General features: G+C 65.3%; 12 protein-coding genes and 1 tRNA gene. 8 read left to right on the forward strand and 5 right to left on the reverse strand.

The window, feature by feature from the left end; translation table 11 throughout:
- Positions 1–77: 77 nt before the first annotated feature.
- The 3 genes from CLD20_RS14195 to CLD20_RS14205 form a co-directional block, all read right to left on the reverse strand.
- Positions 78–1,379, reverse strand: a complete 1,302-nt coding sequence (locus CLD20_RS14195; RefSeq protein ID WP_224407313.1) for an RsmB/NOP family class I SAM-dependent RNA methyltransferase — start codon at positions 1,377–1,379, stop codon at positions 78–80.
- A 6-nt stretch (positions 1,380–1,385) separates the two neighbouring features.
- A complete protein-coding gene (guaB, locus tag CLD20_RS14200; RefSeq protein ID WP_224407314.1) occupies positions 1,386–2,885 on the reverse strand; it encodes an IMP dehydrogenase in 1,500 nt (499 codons plus the stop codon).
- 261 nt (positions 2,886–3,146) lie between these two features.
- Positions 3,147–3,884, reverse strand: coding sequence for an SDR family oxidoreductase (locus CLD20_RS14205; RefSeq protein WP_224407315.1), 738 nt, complete (start codon positions 3,882–3,884; stop codon positions 3,147–3,149).
- A gap of 100 nt (positions 3,885–3,984) precedes the next feature.
- Between CLD20_RS14205 and CLD20_RS14210 the strand changes: the two genes are divergently transcribed.
- The 4 genes from CLD20_RS14210 (at position 3,985) to CLD20_RS14225 (ending at position 9,521) form a co-directional block, all read left to right on the forward strand.
- Positions 3,985–4,875 (forward strand): AraC family transcriptional regulator, encoded by an 891-nt coding sequence (locus tag CLD20_RS14210; protein ID WP_224407316.1) that lies wholly within the window; start codon positions 3,985–3,987, stop codon positions 4,873–4,875.
- Between the two features lie 388 nt (positions 4,876–5,263).
- Positions 5,264–5,692 carry a RidA family protein gene (locus tag CLD20_RS14215; RefSeq protein ID WP_224407317.1) on the forward strand — a complete coding sequence of 143 codons (429 nt, stop codon included), beginning with the start codon at positions 5,264–5,266 and terminating at the stop codon, positions 5,690–5,692.
- Positions 5,693–6,442: 750 nt separating this feature from the next.
- Positions 6,443–7,348: an ATP-binding protein gene (locus CLD20_RS14220; protein ID WP_224407318.1), complete on the forward strand. Its 906-nt coding sequence runs from the start codon at positions 6,443–6,445 to the stop codon at positions 7,346–7,348.
- Positions 7,311–9,521, forward strand: coding sequence for a S8 family peptidase (locus tag CLD20_RS14225; protein ID WP_224407319.1), 2,211 nt, complete (start codon positions 7,311–7,313; stop codon positions 9,519–9,521). The genes CLD20_RS14220 and CLD20_RS14225 overlap by 38 nt, the downstream gene beginning before the upstream one ends.
- 81 nt (positions 9,522–9,602) lie before the next feature.
- On the opposite strand, the gene CLD20_RS14230 is transcribed toward CLD20_RS14225, so the two are convergent.
- Together CLD20_RS14230 and CLD20_RS14235 are read right to left on the reverse strand one after the other, a co-directional pair.
- Positions 9,603–10,265, reverse strand: a complete 663-nt coding sequence (locus CLD20_RS14230) for an RlmE family RNA methyltransferase (protein ID WP_224407320.1) — start codon at positions 10,263–10,265, stop codon at positions 9,603–9,605.
- A gap of 28 nt (positions 10,266–10,293) precedes the next feature.
- On the reverse strand, positions 10,294–11,595 hold the full coding sequence (locus CLD20_RS14235; protein WP_224407321.1) for a Ppx/GppA phosphatase family protein: 1,302 nt from the start codon (positions 11,593–11,595) through the stop codon (positions 10,294–10,296).
- Between the two features lie 231 nt (positions 11,596–11,826).
- On the opposite strand from CLD20_RS14235, the gene CLD20_RS14240 reads away from it, so the two are divergent.
- The 4 genes from CLD20_RS14240 to CLD20_RS14255 all read left to right on the forward strand — a co-directional run bounded on the left by CLD20_RS14240 (position 11,827) and on the right by CLD20_RS14255 (position 13,883).
- A tRNA-Gln gene (locus tag CLD20_RS14240) sits at positions 11,827–11,900 on the forward strand.
- A gap of 360 nt (positions 11,901–12,260) precedes the next feature.
- On the forward strand, positions 12,261–12,557 hold the full coding sequence (locus CLD20_RS14245) for a metalloregulator ArsR/SmtB family transcription factor (RefSeq protein WP_224407322.1): 297 nt from the start codon (positions 12,261–12,263) through the stop codon (positions 12,555–12,557).
- The gene (locus CLD20_RS14250; RefSeq protein WP_224407323.1) at positions 12,554–13,627 is read left to right on the forward strand and encodes a permease; all 1,074 of its coding nucleotides are present in this window, start codon (positions 12,554–12,556) and stop codon (positions 13,625–13,627) included. The genes CLD20_RS14245 and CLD20_RS14250 overlap by 4 nt, the downstream gene beginning before the upstream one ends.
- Before the next feature lie 19 nt (positions 13,628–13,646).
- Entirely contained in the window at positions 13,647–13,883 is a 237-nt protein-coding gene (locus CLD20_RS14255; protein WP_224407324.1) for a thioredoxin family protein, read from the forward strand.
- Positions 13,884–13,959 lie beyond the last annotated feature (76 nt).

Raw genomic sequence — 13,959 nt, forward strand, 5'->3', positions numbered from 1 at the left:
CTTTTGGTAACGGAATGCGGAATCTAGAGCCGCTTCGGTTACCGGCAAGCGCCCGGCAGCCATGTCCCGGCGAGTGGTCAACCCCGCGCGAAAGCGGCGAAGAAGAAACCGTCGGTCGCGGTGGAAGCGGGTGTCAGCGTCAGGGAGCCCGGCGCCGTCCAGCGCGGCGGGGCGGCTCCCGTCACCTTCTCCCAGAGCGGTGCCGGATCGATGCGGGAGAATTCCGGCTGCGCGGCGGTGAAGGCCGCGGCGCGGTCCTCGTTCTCGGTGGCGAAGAGCGAGCAGGTGACATAGACGAGCCGGCCGCCGGGCTTCACGTACCGCGCCGCCTCGGCGAGAACCGTGTCCTGCTCGCCCATGCGGGCATCGAGCGCGTCCGCGCGCATGCGCCATTTGGCGTCGGGCCGGCGCCGCCACGTGCCGGAGCCGGAGCACGGCGCGTCGACGAGGACGAGGTCCATGCGGCCTTCGAGATCGGCGAGCGCCCCCTCGCCCGGCGCGCGGACCTGGACGTTGCGCGCCTCGGCGCGCTTCAGGCGCTCGTAGATCGGCGCGAGCCGGGAGCGGTTGACGTCGTGGGCAAAGACCTGGCCGCGATTGCCCTGCGCGGCCGAAAGGGCGAGCGTCTTGCCGCCGCCGCCGGCGCACAGATCGAGCATCTGGGCGGCCTCGCCGGCGATCTCGGCACAGGCGGAAGCGGCCATGAGCGCGGCGAGCTGGCTCGCCTCGTCCTGCACCTCGACGCGGCCGCGCCGGTACGCCTCGTCGGCCGTCACGTTGGCGTTGCGGCGGGCACCGGCGACGGCGGCGATGCGAAGGCCGACGGGCGAAAAGCGCGTCGGCGCGACATCGAAGCGCGAGAGCTGGCCGGCCACTTTGTCGCGATCGGTCTTCAGAAGGTTGACGCGAAGGTCGAGCGGAGGCCGCGAGCCGAGGGCCGCCGCCTCCTCCACCCAGGCCTCGCCGAAGGCCGCCTCGAAGGAGGCGGCCGCCCATTGCGGCACGTCGGCGCGCACCCAGTCCGGCGCGCCTTCTTCAGACGCCGATTCAAGTCGCTCACATTCCGATTCACGAATCGCCTCAGGCGCATGCCGGTCTTCGCTGAACATCTGATTCAGCTTTTCGGCCGTCTCGCCCCATTCGAAAACGGCGGTGCCGAGGGCAAGCGCGCGGGGCGTCTCCTCCCCCATCCTGAAGGCGATGGAGGCGCGGCGACGCAGCGCATCGTAGACGAGGTCGCCGACCGCCGACCGGTCGCCGGAGCCGGCATAGCGGTGCGACAGGCCCCAGTCCTTCAGCGCCTCGGAGGCCGGCCGGTGCCGGTCCTCGATCTCGGCGAGCACGTCGATGGCGGCGGCGATCCGTCCGGGAAGGCGCAAGGCGGTTCAGCCCTGTCCGGGATAGTTCGGGCTCTCGCGCGTCAGCTGCACGTCGTGGACGTGGCTTTCGCGCAGACCCGCGCCGGAGATCCTCAAGAACTCCGCCTTGTCGCGGAATTCGGCAAGGTTCTGCGCCCCGACATAGCCCATGGCGGCGCGCAGGCCGCCGGAGAGCTGGTGGAGGACCTGGGCGACGGGCCCCTTGTAGGGCACCTGGCCCTCGACGCCCTCCGGAACGAGCTTCAGCGAATCGCGCACCTCGGCCTGGAAGTAGCGGTCGGCGGAGCCGCGGGCCATGGCCCCGACGGAGCCCATGCCGCGATAGGCTTTGTAGGAGCGCCCCTGGTAGAGATAGACCTCGCCGGGGCTCTCGTCCGTGCCGGCCAGCAGCGAGCCGACCATGGCGACGGAAGCGCCGGCGGCGAGCGCCTTGGCAAGGTCGCCGGAGAACTTGATCCCGCCATCGGCGATCACCGGCGTGTCGTGCCTGTCCGCTTCCTCGACGGTTTCCAGGATCGCCGTCAGCTGCGGCACGCCGACGCCCGCGACGACGCGGGTGGTGCAGATCGAGCCGGGCCCGATGCCGACCTTGATGCAGTCGGCGCCGGCATCGATCAGCGCCTTCGCCCCGTCCTTGGTGGCGACGTTGCCGGCGACGATCTGGGTGGAGTTGGAGAGCTTCTTGATCGCGGTCACGCTTTCCAGGACCCGCGAGGAATGGCCGTGCGCCGTGTCGATGACGATGACGTCGCAGCCGGCGTCGATCAGCCGCTCGGAGCGCTCCAGCCCCGGATCGCCTACATTGGTCGCGGCCGCGACGCGCAGACGCCCCTGCGCATCCTTGGCGGAAGCCGGATGCAGGCGGGCCTTCTCGATGTCCTTCACCGTGATGAGGCCGATGCAGTTGCCTTCGCCGTCGACGACGAGAAGCTTCTCGATCCGGTGCTGGTGCAGGAGGCGCTTGGCTTCCTCCTGGCTGACATTCTCCGTGACGGTGACGAGATCGCGCGTCATCAGCTCGGCCACCGGCTGGTCCGGATTGGAAGCAAAGCGCACGTCGCGGTTGGTCAGGATACCGACGAGACGGCCGATGACGGCGCCGCCCTTGCCGCCCTTTTCCACCACCGGCACGCCGGAAATGTCGTGGGCGCGCATAAGCGCCTTCGCCTGGGCAAGGGTCGCGTCGGGGCCGATCACCAGCGGGTTCACCACCATGCCGGATTCGAACTTCTTCACCTGGCGCACCTCTTCGGCCTGCGCCTCCGGTTCCAGGTTGCGGTGGATGACGCCGAGGCCGCCGGCCTGCGCCATGGCGATGGCCAGGCGCGATTCCGTCACCGTATCCATCGCCGAGGAGATGATCGGCAGGCGCAGCGAGATATCGCGGGTCAGCCGGGTCGTCAGGTCCGTCTCGCCGGGCAGCACGAAGCTGTGGGCGGGACGCAGGAGAACGTCGTCGAAGGTAAGGGCTTCGCGACCTGTCGAAAATTCAATGATGCGTGGCATGCCACCTCCAGAAGGGCCGATGCGCCGGTGCGGGTTGAATCGGCACGAGGTTGACGCGGGTCACTAACATGGGGGTGGCGGCTTGCAAATGGGCGCTGACGGTCCTTTCCCCGATTGCAGGGCTGCCCTGCCTGAGAGACAGGGCCGGCAAGGCCGGATACCCGCCGCCCGGGAACGGGACGGCAGGCGGCGACCCATCACCGACATTCGACGATTTTCGCGATCCGCTCGAAGCGGACTGCAGGAACCGGAAGGCGACAATCAATCCTGCGCGGTCGGGCGCACCACGATGCTGCCGATCTCGACGTCGCCGGGTTGATCGATCGCGAAAGCGATCGCCCTCGCGATTGCGTCCGGCGAAATGGCAATCTCTTCCTTGCGCTTGCGGATCGCCGCCTTGATTTCCGCGTCGGCGATACCGGTATCGGCAAAGGTCGTGTCGATGAAGCCGGGGGACACTTCGGTTACCCGCAGGTTTGGCCCCGATTCCTGCCGCAGCGCTTCGGTCACGGTCCGCAGCGCGTTCTTTGTCGCCGCATAAAGCCCCATCGTCGGCACGATCTTGATGCCGGCTGTCGAGATGACATTGACGAAATGGCCGGTATTTTGACGGCTGAAGACAGGAAGCGCGGCCGCGATGCCGTAGAGCGCGCCCTTCAGGTTGACGTCGATCATGGCGTCCCAGTCTTCAACCTGCAGAGCATCGAAACGTGAGAGCGGCCCGATTCCCGCATTGTTGACCATGACGTCGAGCCGACCGAATCGTTCGCAGGCAAGGCCGACCAGCGCTTCGACGTCCGCCCGCTTGGTGACGTCCGTTGCCCGGTAGACGGCCGTGCCACCCGCATCCTCGATCTCGCTCGCAACCGCTGCGATCTCGGCTTCGCTTCTCGCGCCAAGGACGACATGCGCGCCTCGCTCGGCCAGCTGGATGGCGCTGGCCTTTCCGATGCCGCGCCCGGCCCCCGTTATGGCGACAACCTTGTCCTGAATGGTCATTTGAAGACTCCGTGTTTCGAATACGAAATCTGACCTAGGCGCCGCCTTCTGGACATTCTATGCTCGAACAGCCGTATTTTTATCGCAATACGCCAAGTTCATGCCCGATCCATTTTCCGACGTTCTCAGAGCTCTCGGTACGCGAAGCGTTCGGGGTACGCGTCTCGAAGCATCGGGAGCCTGGTCACTCGCTTTCGATGGGCGATCGCGGCTCAAATTCGTCGCGATCACGCGCGGGCGCTGTTGGCTCCTGCTTCCCGACCATCCTGCGGAAGCTCTGAGCCAGGGCGACGTCTTCCTGCTCAGCGACACGAGCTACACGGTGGCAAGCGATCCGACGATCGAACCGGTCGACGGCATGGCGCTTTACGCCGCGCCGGGCCAGGACGTCGTGCGCCTCGGCGACGGCTCCGACACGGTCATGATGGGCGGCGGCAGCGGCTTTGCGGATGGCTGTGCCGCGTTCGTGCTCGAAGCGCTGCCGCCATTCCTGCGCATCGATTGCACGTCGCCGAACGCCGAAGCCGTCGCGCGGACGCTTGCTTCCCTCCAGGCTGAAATCGGTCATGGAGAGGTGGGCGCATCGCTTGTTGCCGAAAGGCTGGCGGAAATCCTGGTCGTCGAAGCGGTCCGCGCGTATCTCGCAACCATTCCCTCAGACAGCGTGGGCTGGATCGCCGCGCTAGCGGACCCCCGGATCGGCAAGGCCCTGAGAGCGATGCACGGGGACGTCGCGCGCCGCTGGACGGTTCCGATGCTGGCCGCCGAGGCGGGCATGTCGCGCTCGGCCTTCACCGAGCGGTTCGCCAACCGCGTCGGCCGCCCACCGCTCGATTACCTGACGAACTGGCGCATGGTTCTGGCGCAGCGGAAGCTCGACGGGGGCCAGAGCGTTGCAGCCGTCGCCAATGCGGTTGGCTACAACTCCCAGAGTGCTTTCGCGCATGCTTTCAAGCGCACATTTGGCCGAACCCCGCGCGCCAGAAGGTGACGCTCCCTCTTCTGCTGTGCGCAGAGGAGGAGCCAGCCAGATGGGCCGGGAGCGCCCGAACATCGCTTCATCACGCCAGGGCTCGATCCCGGGATGACGACAACAGGGCGGAGCGCCGCCGGAATCTTCGCCTCAGCCCACCTTGAGCGACTTGCAGACGGCACCGGGGACCTGCCGCCAGGACCTGAACCCAACGCCTCGGAGTAGGCGATCCCTTCCAGGTTCCGTTCTCCGATGAGCGCCTCGATCTCCGGCACTCCGGCCCGGCTGATCTGGATAGCCCGCGTCGCGCGGCGGAGGCGCATATCGGGCCTGCTCCCTGGCTGGTATGAAGCGTGCGAAGATCTTGCGTAGCCCACGATATCCCTTCCCAGCAGGACGACACCTTATGCCTCGCAAAGCCTATAATGCCGACGGCGCCGCTGCCGTCGGGCCATATTCCCACGCTGTCGAGGCCAATGGCTTCATCCACCTTTCGGGGCAAACGCCGCTCAACCCCGCGACAGGCAAACTGATCGACGGCGACATCGGCGCACAGACAGAGCAATGCTTCCGCAACCTTTTCGCCGTGTTGGCAGAAAGCGGACTTACCCCCGACGACGTCGTTTCGTGCTCGGTCTATCTGACCGACATGAACGATTTCTCAGCCATGAACGCGGTCTACGAACGCCAGTTCTCGAAACCGTTCCCGGCTCGCACAACCATCGGCGTCGCCGCTTTGCCCTTGGGAGCCAGCGTTGAGATTGGCCTGATCGCTGCCCGCCTTTTGAGGGCATGGCGGCTCCTGCCCGTCGGTCGAGAAGCCCACCGGAGCTGATGGGCCGTTCAGGCGGAAGTCCGCTGTCGAGAAGCAGCACCGGCCGCCGAAACGATTCTGGCGGGCGCATTGCTGCCGCACCGGCCGGAAAGCGGCAAAGGCCAGGCACCCGCCGCCGGGGAACGGGACGGCGGTGGGCGAGCCCATAACCGACGTTCGGTGATTCTCACGATCCGCCTGAGGTGGACGTCAGGAACTGGAAGGCGACAATCAATCCTGCGCGGTTGGACGTCCCACGATGCTGCCAATCTCGTCGTCGCCGGGTTGGTCAATCGCGAAAGCGATTGTCCTCACGATTGCGTCTCGGGCGAGTTTCGCACTTATCGACATCCAAGAGACCAGCTGACCGCGCATAAGGTCCTCCCAACCTCGGTCAGCCTATGGAATCCTTCGCCGCCTTAAGAGAGGAGGGCTTTCGAGGTCTCCGATTGAGTTTTGACCGACCACTGAAGGGTGGACTAATTTAGCGAAAGCGGATAAGACTAGTCCATTGATCGGATTTATGGTCTCAAAAATATGGGATATGAAGTGGGCAGTGAGGCGGACGATATAGCGGTATTGAAGGATGACCTAGTCCATATGGTCCGGTTTGGCGCAGCAGGGGACGTTCGGCAGTTCGGTGCTTCCGCACGCCGTCTAGCGCGCCGCCTCAAACGAAACGGATCCGATTTGGGGGACCAACTGCTCAACATCGTTTCCGAGGGTTCCAGCCAAGCGCCAGCAATGCGGCGCGTGGCACGAGACCTACCTGTGCCATCCATCGACCGCACGGACCTCCTAATAGAGACAACGGACCCGAAAAATGTAGCCCCGTGCCTTCCAAGTCGCCTGCAGGCGCGGATCGATCAGTTGATCCTAGAGCAGCGTCAGCGGCGCAAATTGGAAAAGGCTGGCCTGACTCCGATTAGCACGGGGTTGTTCGTCGGCCCGCCCGGCGTCGGCAAGACCATGACGGCGCATTGGATAGCCAGCGAACTCGGGCGTCCGCTATTCGTCCTCAATCTAGCCGCCGTGGCGAGCTCCCTTTTCGGGCGAACTGGCGCGAACCTTCGCGAAGCGTTGGAGTCTGCGCAGGCGAGACCGAGCGTGTTGCTTCTCGATGAGTTCGACGCAATCGCAAGAGGGCGTGGCGAAGAGGATATCGGAGAGGCCAAACGGATCGTCACCGTCATCCTTCAGCTGATCGACCGTTGGCCCTCCCATTCCGTCCTTTTGGCTGCGACCAACCACGGCGAACTCTTGGACCGCGCCGTGTGGCGACGTTTCCATCTTCAGGTCGACTTTCCTCAGGGCAGTTTGGAGACTGCGCAAGCCACCGCGCGCATGGCGCTGGGCGATGGTGGCGACGGCAAGTTAGCGACGCTGGTCGCCGAACTTATGGACGGCCGCCCGCTCGCTGACGTGGCGAGTGTCGTAATGAATGCTCGTAAGCGCTCCCTACTTTTCGGCGATCCGCTCGATCGCGCCCTCTTAGACTCGATCCGTGAGGCTGGTGGGCGTGGTTCACGCAAGGATGCCCAACGGATCGCGTTATCCCTTTTGGAAAAAGGCCATTCGCAACGGCGCGTAAGCGAGTGGACCGGCGTGTCCAGAGACACATTGCGCAAAAAGAAAAAGGATGACGAAGGTGGCCCAGACCAAATTTCTGATCGGTAACGGGGAAAGCCTCGTCACGAAGGTTACGCAGAACACGGGGTCGGGCGACAAAGCACATCCCTACGAGTTCGCGGATCGCGTCCGAACGCTAACGCCAGTGATCGAAGAGGTTTTGGCGCACGTCGACGAACTCCCCGATGCCGCTTGTCCAGACGATGAGGCGGTAGTCGCCCTTACTCTCCACCCGAGCTATCTTGCACGGTCTTACCATCCATCCAACATGCTTCGAGAACTGGGACTTCGCCAAGTTGGCAGCCGGGAGCAGACTGTTGAGCCACTGAAGTCCGTTCGCAAGACGCCGATCACGAAAACGACCGAACTCTTCATTGCGGGTCCACGTCCGGCACTTCACCATCTTCTTCCCGCGCGTAACAAGAATCCCTCAGATGCTTTCAAGGATGATTTCCGCAAGATCGAGACCGTCCGCGCGCTAGGCCTTGAACGACTGCGCGGCACGAACATGAAGGGGGAGAACATCCCTCTTGAGGTTGTCCTGCATGTCGCAGGCGATGGCGAGGACGGAGAGCGCATCTATTTGGGCTTCGAGGATTGGTGCAACGTAGTTGGCGTCGAGCTACTGAACGATCGGATGATTGGCGGCCTTGCTTTCGTCAATGCGCGCGCAGACCACGACATGCTCGAAGATCTCGTCAAGTTCCCGTTCCTGCGGCTAGCTCGGCGGATGCCGAAACTCTCCTTTCGGCCCGTCTCGCTCCGTGCAGCTGCGATCAACGAGTCGTTCTCGGTCGATATCGAACACATCGCCCCTATGTCGGACCGCGCTCGCGTCGCGATCCTTGATGGAGGTCTCCCCAATGATCATCCCTTCGGCACCCTCGTCGTTGCACGGACGCCTGCCTCGATTGGTGCGCCGCTCCCGGAAGGTCTCCGCCACGGAACGCAAGTTACATCGGCAGCATTGTTCGGGCCGCTGGAGGAAGGCGAGCCATTGATACAGCCTTTCGCACCGATCGATCATTGGCGTGTGGTCGATGATGAAGGCGACGATTTCGAGCTTACACAGACACTCGATCGTATCGTGAATATTCTCGAGAGCGGTGACTACGACGTCGCAAACCTCTCCTTAGGGCCAGACATGGCGCTTGAAGACGATGACGTTCACATATGGACGTCGAGCATGGACGCGATCGCAGCGAAGAACGGCACGACGATCGTGTGCGCGGCAGGAAACAACGGTGACGATGATGCTGCAGCGGGTCATAATCGCGTTCAACCCTGCTCCGATGGCGTTAACGTCATTGCGGTCGGCGCGCTAGACCGTCTCGGCCCCGGGTGGGAGCGTGCGCCGTACAGTGCGGTCGGGCCGGGTCGCTCGCCGGGGCGCGTAAAACCGGATTGTGTCGCTGTTGGCGGAACAGAGATCGACCCTTTTTTTGCAATCTCAGATCATGGGATCGCCAGCGGTACTATGGGAACGAGTTTCGCGGCACCTACGGTCACTCGACTAGCCTCGGGGCTCAAGGCAACATTCGATCGGTTATCTCCAACGGCGATCCGTGCCGTGCTTTTTCATACCGCTCAAGACGAGGGCAAGAGTCGCGACGAAATCGGTTGGGGAAGCGTTCGCCATGACCTCGCCGATATCATCGCGTGCGCAGATGACGAAGCGACTGTGGTGTTTCAGGGAGAACTAGGGCTTCAATCAATGCGCCGCTATCCGATCCCATGCCCCGCTGCGGGATTCACACAACGCGTTGAGTTGTCCGCAACCTTCGTCGTAGCCTCACCAATCGAACCTGAGGACGCGGTTAGCTATACTCAGGTTGGTGCCCAGATCTTTTTTCGTCCAGAAACGGTGTCGGATCCTGGCGTGACTGAACAAGGCCGTCCTCGGTTGCACCCGACAAAGCGCTTTTTCGGCAGCGGAGATCATTTCCAAACTGAGCAGGAACTTCGCGAAGATGCCCATCGATGGGAAGCGGTTAAGCGCCAGACCCGTCGCTTTAACCCCACTACCCTCGCGCGCCCGGTCTTCGACATTCAACATCACGCCCGCTCGCATGGTGGTGTTGGGAAGCGCAGCGCATCGGTACCCTATGCATTGATCGTAACGATCCGGGAAAAAGACAACAATCGTTTGTACAACGACATTCTAGCGGCGCACACATCGCTGCGTGCTATGGTGCCGGGTATCACGGTGCCGGTGACATAATCTTTGCATTCCATTCGAGCGCTCCAGGTTCATTGAAGACTTGGGGCGCTCCTCCGCCCCTCCCCAGCAAACTCGCCGCCCCTACTCCTCCGGCCGGCCTCGAAAACCGGTCGCCAGAAGATACGTCTCCGGGCTGTCGGAGCGGCTTGCCGGCGGCTTGACGTGGATGACCTTCTCGAAGCTGCGCTTCAGGCGGGCAAGCAACGTGTGCTCGGTGCCACCCCGAAAAACCTTGGCGAGGAAGGCGCCGCCGGGGGCGAGCGTCTCCTCGGCAAATTCCGCCGCCGCCTCCACCAGCGCGACGATCCTGAGGTGATCGGTCGGCTTGTGGCCGGTCGTCGGCGCGGCCATGTCGGAAAGGACGAGGTCGGGCTTGTTGCCCCCCAGCGCCTCCTTCAGCGCCTCGGGCGCATCCTCGTCGAGAAAATCCTTCTTGAGGAACACGACGCCCGCCAGCGGATCCATGTCGAGATAGTCGATCGCGACGACGAGGGGGTCGGCATCGGTGGAGCCGGTGCGCCTTGCGCCGATATCCGACCAGCCGCCGGGCGCCGCGCCGAGATCGACGATACGCCTTCCGGGCTTCAGCAGACCGTGCTTCTCGTCGATCTCGATGAGCTTGTAGGCGGCGCGCGAGCGCATGCCCTCCGCCTTGGAGCGGGTGACGTAGGGATCGTTCAGCTGCCGCTCCAGCCAGCGCCGGGAGGAGGCTTTTCGCTTCTTGTGGCTGGTCAGCCGGGCCATGGGCGCCTCCCGGCTTTCGGTGCGGGTGTCATTCGCCCTCCCCCGAGCCTTGGTCGGGCCCTTGCCCGGATCCTTGAGCTCCCGGGGCAGGACGGCGGCCGGAACGGCCGCGGCGCGGATCGTGGCGCGGCTTCAAATGCCCGTCGGCGCGCATCAGCTGCATCAGGATGCCCTCTCTGAGGCCACGGTCGGCGACGCGCAGGCGCGTGCAGGCAAACTCGGTGCGGATCGCCTCGAAGATGGCGCAGCCGGCAAGGACGAGGTCGGCGCGCTCGCGGCCAATGCAGGGATTGGCGATGCGGGCCTCGTAATCCATGCCGCGCAGCTTGAGCATCATCGCCTCGATGTCTGCCTCCTCCATCCACAGCCCGTCGACCGAGCGGCGGTCGTAGCGCGGCAGGTCGAGATAGACGCCGGCGAGCGTCGTCACCGTGCCGGAGGTGCCCAGCAGGTGGAAGCGGCGCTCGCTCACCGCCTTCCGCAGCGCCGGGCGGGCGCGGAAGCGGAAGAACTCGCTGCGGACATCCTCCACCATCGCCTGGAAGACTTCGGGGGTGACGTCGACGCCGCCATGGCGCTCGGCGAGCGTGACGACGCCGACCGGCAGAGAGGCCCAGGCGCGCACCAGGCCGCGATGGCGTCCGCGCCGGCGGTCGAGCCAGACGATCTCGGAGGAGCCGCCGCCGATATCGAAGAGCACGGCGCCTTCCGTGGCCGGGTCGAGAAGCGGCGCGCAGCCGGCGGCGGCGAGATGAGCCTCGGTGCGCCGGTCGATCATCTCCAGGCGCAGGCCGACCTCGTCCTGCACACGTTCCAGGAAATCGCGGCCGTTGCCGGCGCTGCGGCAGGCTTCCGTGGCGATGAGGCGGGTGCGCGCGATCGGCCGGCTTTCCAGCTTCTGCCGGCAGACCTTCAGCGCCTCGACGGCGCGCTGCTGGGCTTCGGAGGAGAGGCCGCCGGTGCGAGAGATGCCCTCGCCCAGGCGGACGATGCGGGAAAAGGAGTCCACGACGCGAAAATGCTCGCCGCGCGGCTCCGCCACCAACAACCTGCAGTTGTTGGTGCCGAGGTCGAGAGCTGCATAGAACGGGCCGCGGCCGTAACCGCCCTGCCCGCCATGGCGGCGCACGCGCCACCTCTGGCCCGACCGACGCTGGCCGGGATCCGCCTCGCCGCCGGCGCGCTCTTGCGGGCGCACGGCCAGCGAGGGCCCTGCCAAAGCGCTGGTGCCCTCCTTCTCAGCGCCTTCCCTCTTCGAGGCGGCGCGGGGGGCCAGCTCCGTCGGACCGGGCGGGAATGCGGCCTTGGCCGCATCCGTGCCCTTGGTCATGACCCGATCTCCTCGCGGGCGCGGCCCTTCGGGCGCCCGCATGCGTTGGCAAAAGATTAGCAGGTGAAGGCAGAAAAGGGAAACGACGAGCGGCACGCTGCCCGGCAGGCCCCCGAAGCGCCCGCGACAGAACGGGCAAGCGGGGCGCGAGGATGGGCCTTGAAAAGCGCCGATCCGCCCTTTAGGTAGACGGCCGTGCCACGGTCGCCATCGGCCGCGCGGCGCCCTTCTTGGGGAATAGTTTAACGGTAGAACAGCGGACTCTGACTCCGTCGGTCCTGGTTCGAATCCAGGTTCCCCAGCCAGTCACCCCTGAGTGACTGATCTTGCAGCGTGATTCTGAGCCAAGCGGCCGATTCACACAGACCTGTCTCACAGAGATGTCTGACCGCTCCCGTCCTCAACCGGAGGACTTCTGAGCGTGGCAATGATCCGGCACGTGCATCGCCGCGACGCCGTAGATCCACGGGGTCAGCGAAAGGCATCCGCATCCAACCGCGCTGCGAAGGAAGGCGGCGACGCGGGCTGCCTCAATGGCTTTGGCACCGCGCCCGGCGCTGCCTCATGCGCGCTCGGGGCGACCAAGCGCACTGTGCCCCCTTGCGCAAGACACGCTTGCAGCAAAAAAATGCGCTCAAGCGCATATGCGCAAGGGCGGGATCGATATGGACGTAAACCTTGTTCTGGCGGCGCTCGCCGAACCGACGCGGCTTGGTGCCATCCGCATCGTCTGGGATGGCGGCGAGCATTGCGTCTGCGAGCTGATGGAGCGGCTGCAGGCCACCCAGTCGCGCATGTCGCGGCATATGGGCGTCCTGAAGGCGGCAGGCCTCGTCACGGACCGGCGCGATGCGCAATGGGTTCGCTACCGGCGCAATCCGGATCTGCCGGAGGAGCTTGCGGCGATCGTCGATGCGGCGGTGGCCGCGGTGGACGGCCGGCCGCGAAAGGCCGCGGCATGAGCGCCTCCGACCTCGCCGAGGCGCCCTCGCCCGCCGAGCGGCGCCCCTCGCCATTCCTCTGGTACGGCGGCACCGCCGCCGCGCTGGCGCTATGGTTTCTCGTCTATCGCGGCCTGAAGCCGGCGGCGGAGCTCGTCACCGGCCTCCTGCCGGTGGCGCGCGAGAGCCGCCTCGGCGAGGCGATCGCCTTCTTCCTCTACGACACGCCGAAAGTGCTGATGCTGCTCTCGCTCATCGTCTTCGCCATGGGCGTGGTGCATTCCTTCTTCTCGGCCGAGAAGACGCGCGCCTTCCTCTCGGGCCGCCGCGAGGGCGCCGGCAACGTCATGGCGGCGGGGCTCGGCATCCTGACCCCCTTCTGCTCCTGCTCGGCAATCCCGCTCTTCATCGGCTTCGTCCAGGCGGGGATTCCGCTCGGCGTCACCTTCTCCTTCCTCATCGCCGCGCCGATGGTGAACGAGGTGGCGCTCGGCCTGTTGTTCGGCCTCGTCGGCTGGCAGGTCGCCCTCCTCTATCTCGCTTTCGGGCTCGGCATTGCCATCGCGTCGGGCTGGCTCATCGGCCGCCTGGGCATGGAATTCTGGCTGCAGGACTGGGTGCGCGAACTCAACGCGACGGGCGGCTGCTGCCGGCCTGCCGAAACGCGACTTACCGGCCCGGAGCGCATCCGCGAGGGGATCGCCTCCATGAAGGAGATCGTCGGGCGGGTCTGGCTCTGGATCCTCGCCGGCATCGCCGTGGGCGCCGGCATCCACGGCTACGTGCCGGCCGAACTGATGGCCCGTGTCATGGGGGCGGAAGCCTGGTGGTCGGTGCCCGCCGCGATCGGCCTCGGCATCCCGATGTATTCTTCGGCCGCCGGCATCATCCCGGTGGTGGAGGCGCTTCTCGACAAGGGCGCGGCGCTCGGCACGACGCTCGCCTTCATGATGTCGGTGCTGGCGCTTTCCCTGCCGGAGATCGTCATCCTGAAGAAGGTGCTGAAGGGCCGGCTCATCGCCCTCTTCGTCGCCATCGTCGGCACCGGCATCCTGGCCGTCGGCTTTCTCTTCAACATCCTGTTCGGCTGAGCCGGAGGAGTTTCCCGACATGAAAGACGTGAAAGTGCTCGGTCCCGGCTGCAAGCGCTGCGAGACGGCCGAGGAAATGGTGCGCGCCGCCGCCGACAGGCTCGGGATCGCCACGCAGATCGAGAAGGTGACGGACTACGCCGAGATCGCCCGCTACGGCGCGGCCTCCACTCCGGGCATCGTCGTTGACGGCAAGCTCGTCCATGCCGGCGGCCTGCCGCGCGAGGAGGCGCTCGAAGCCTGGCTGTCGGCATGAGCGAGATGTGAGATGACGCGGGAGCGGGCGACAGAAAAAGTCCGCGGCGCGAGCGCAAGGAGGACGCCGAAATTCT

It is taken from the genome of Afifella sp. IM 167, assembly GCF_020144925.1.
Lineage (GTDB): Bacteria > Pseudomonadota > Alphaproteobacteria > Rhizobiales > Afifellaceae > Afifella.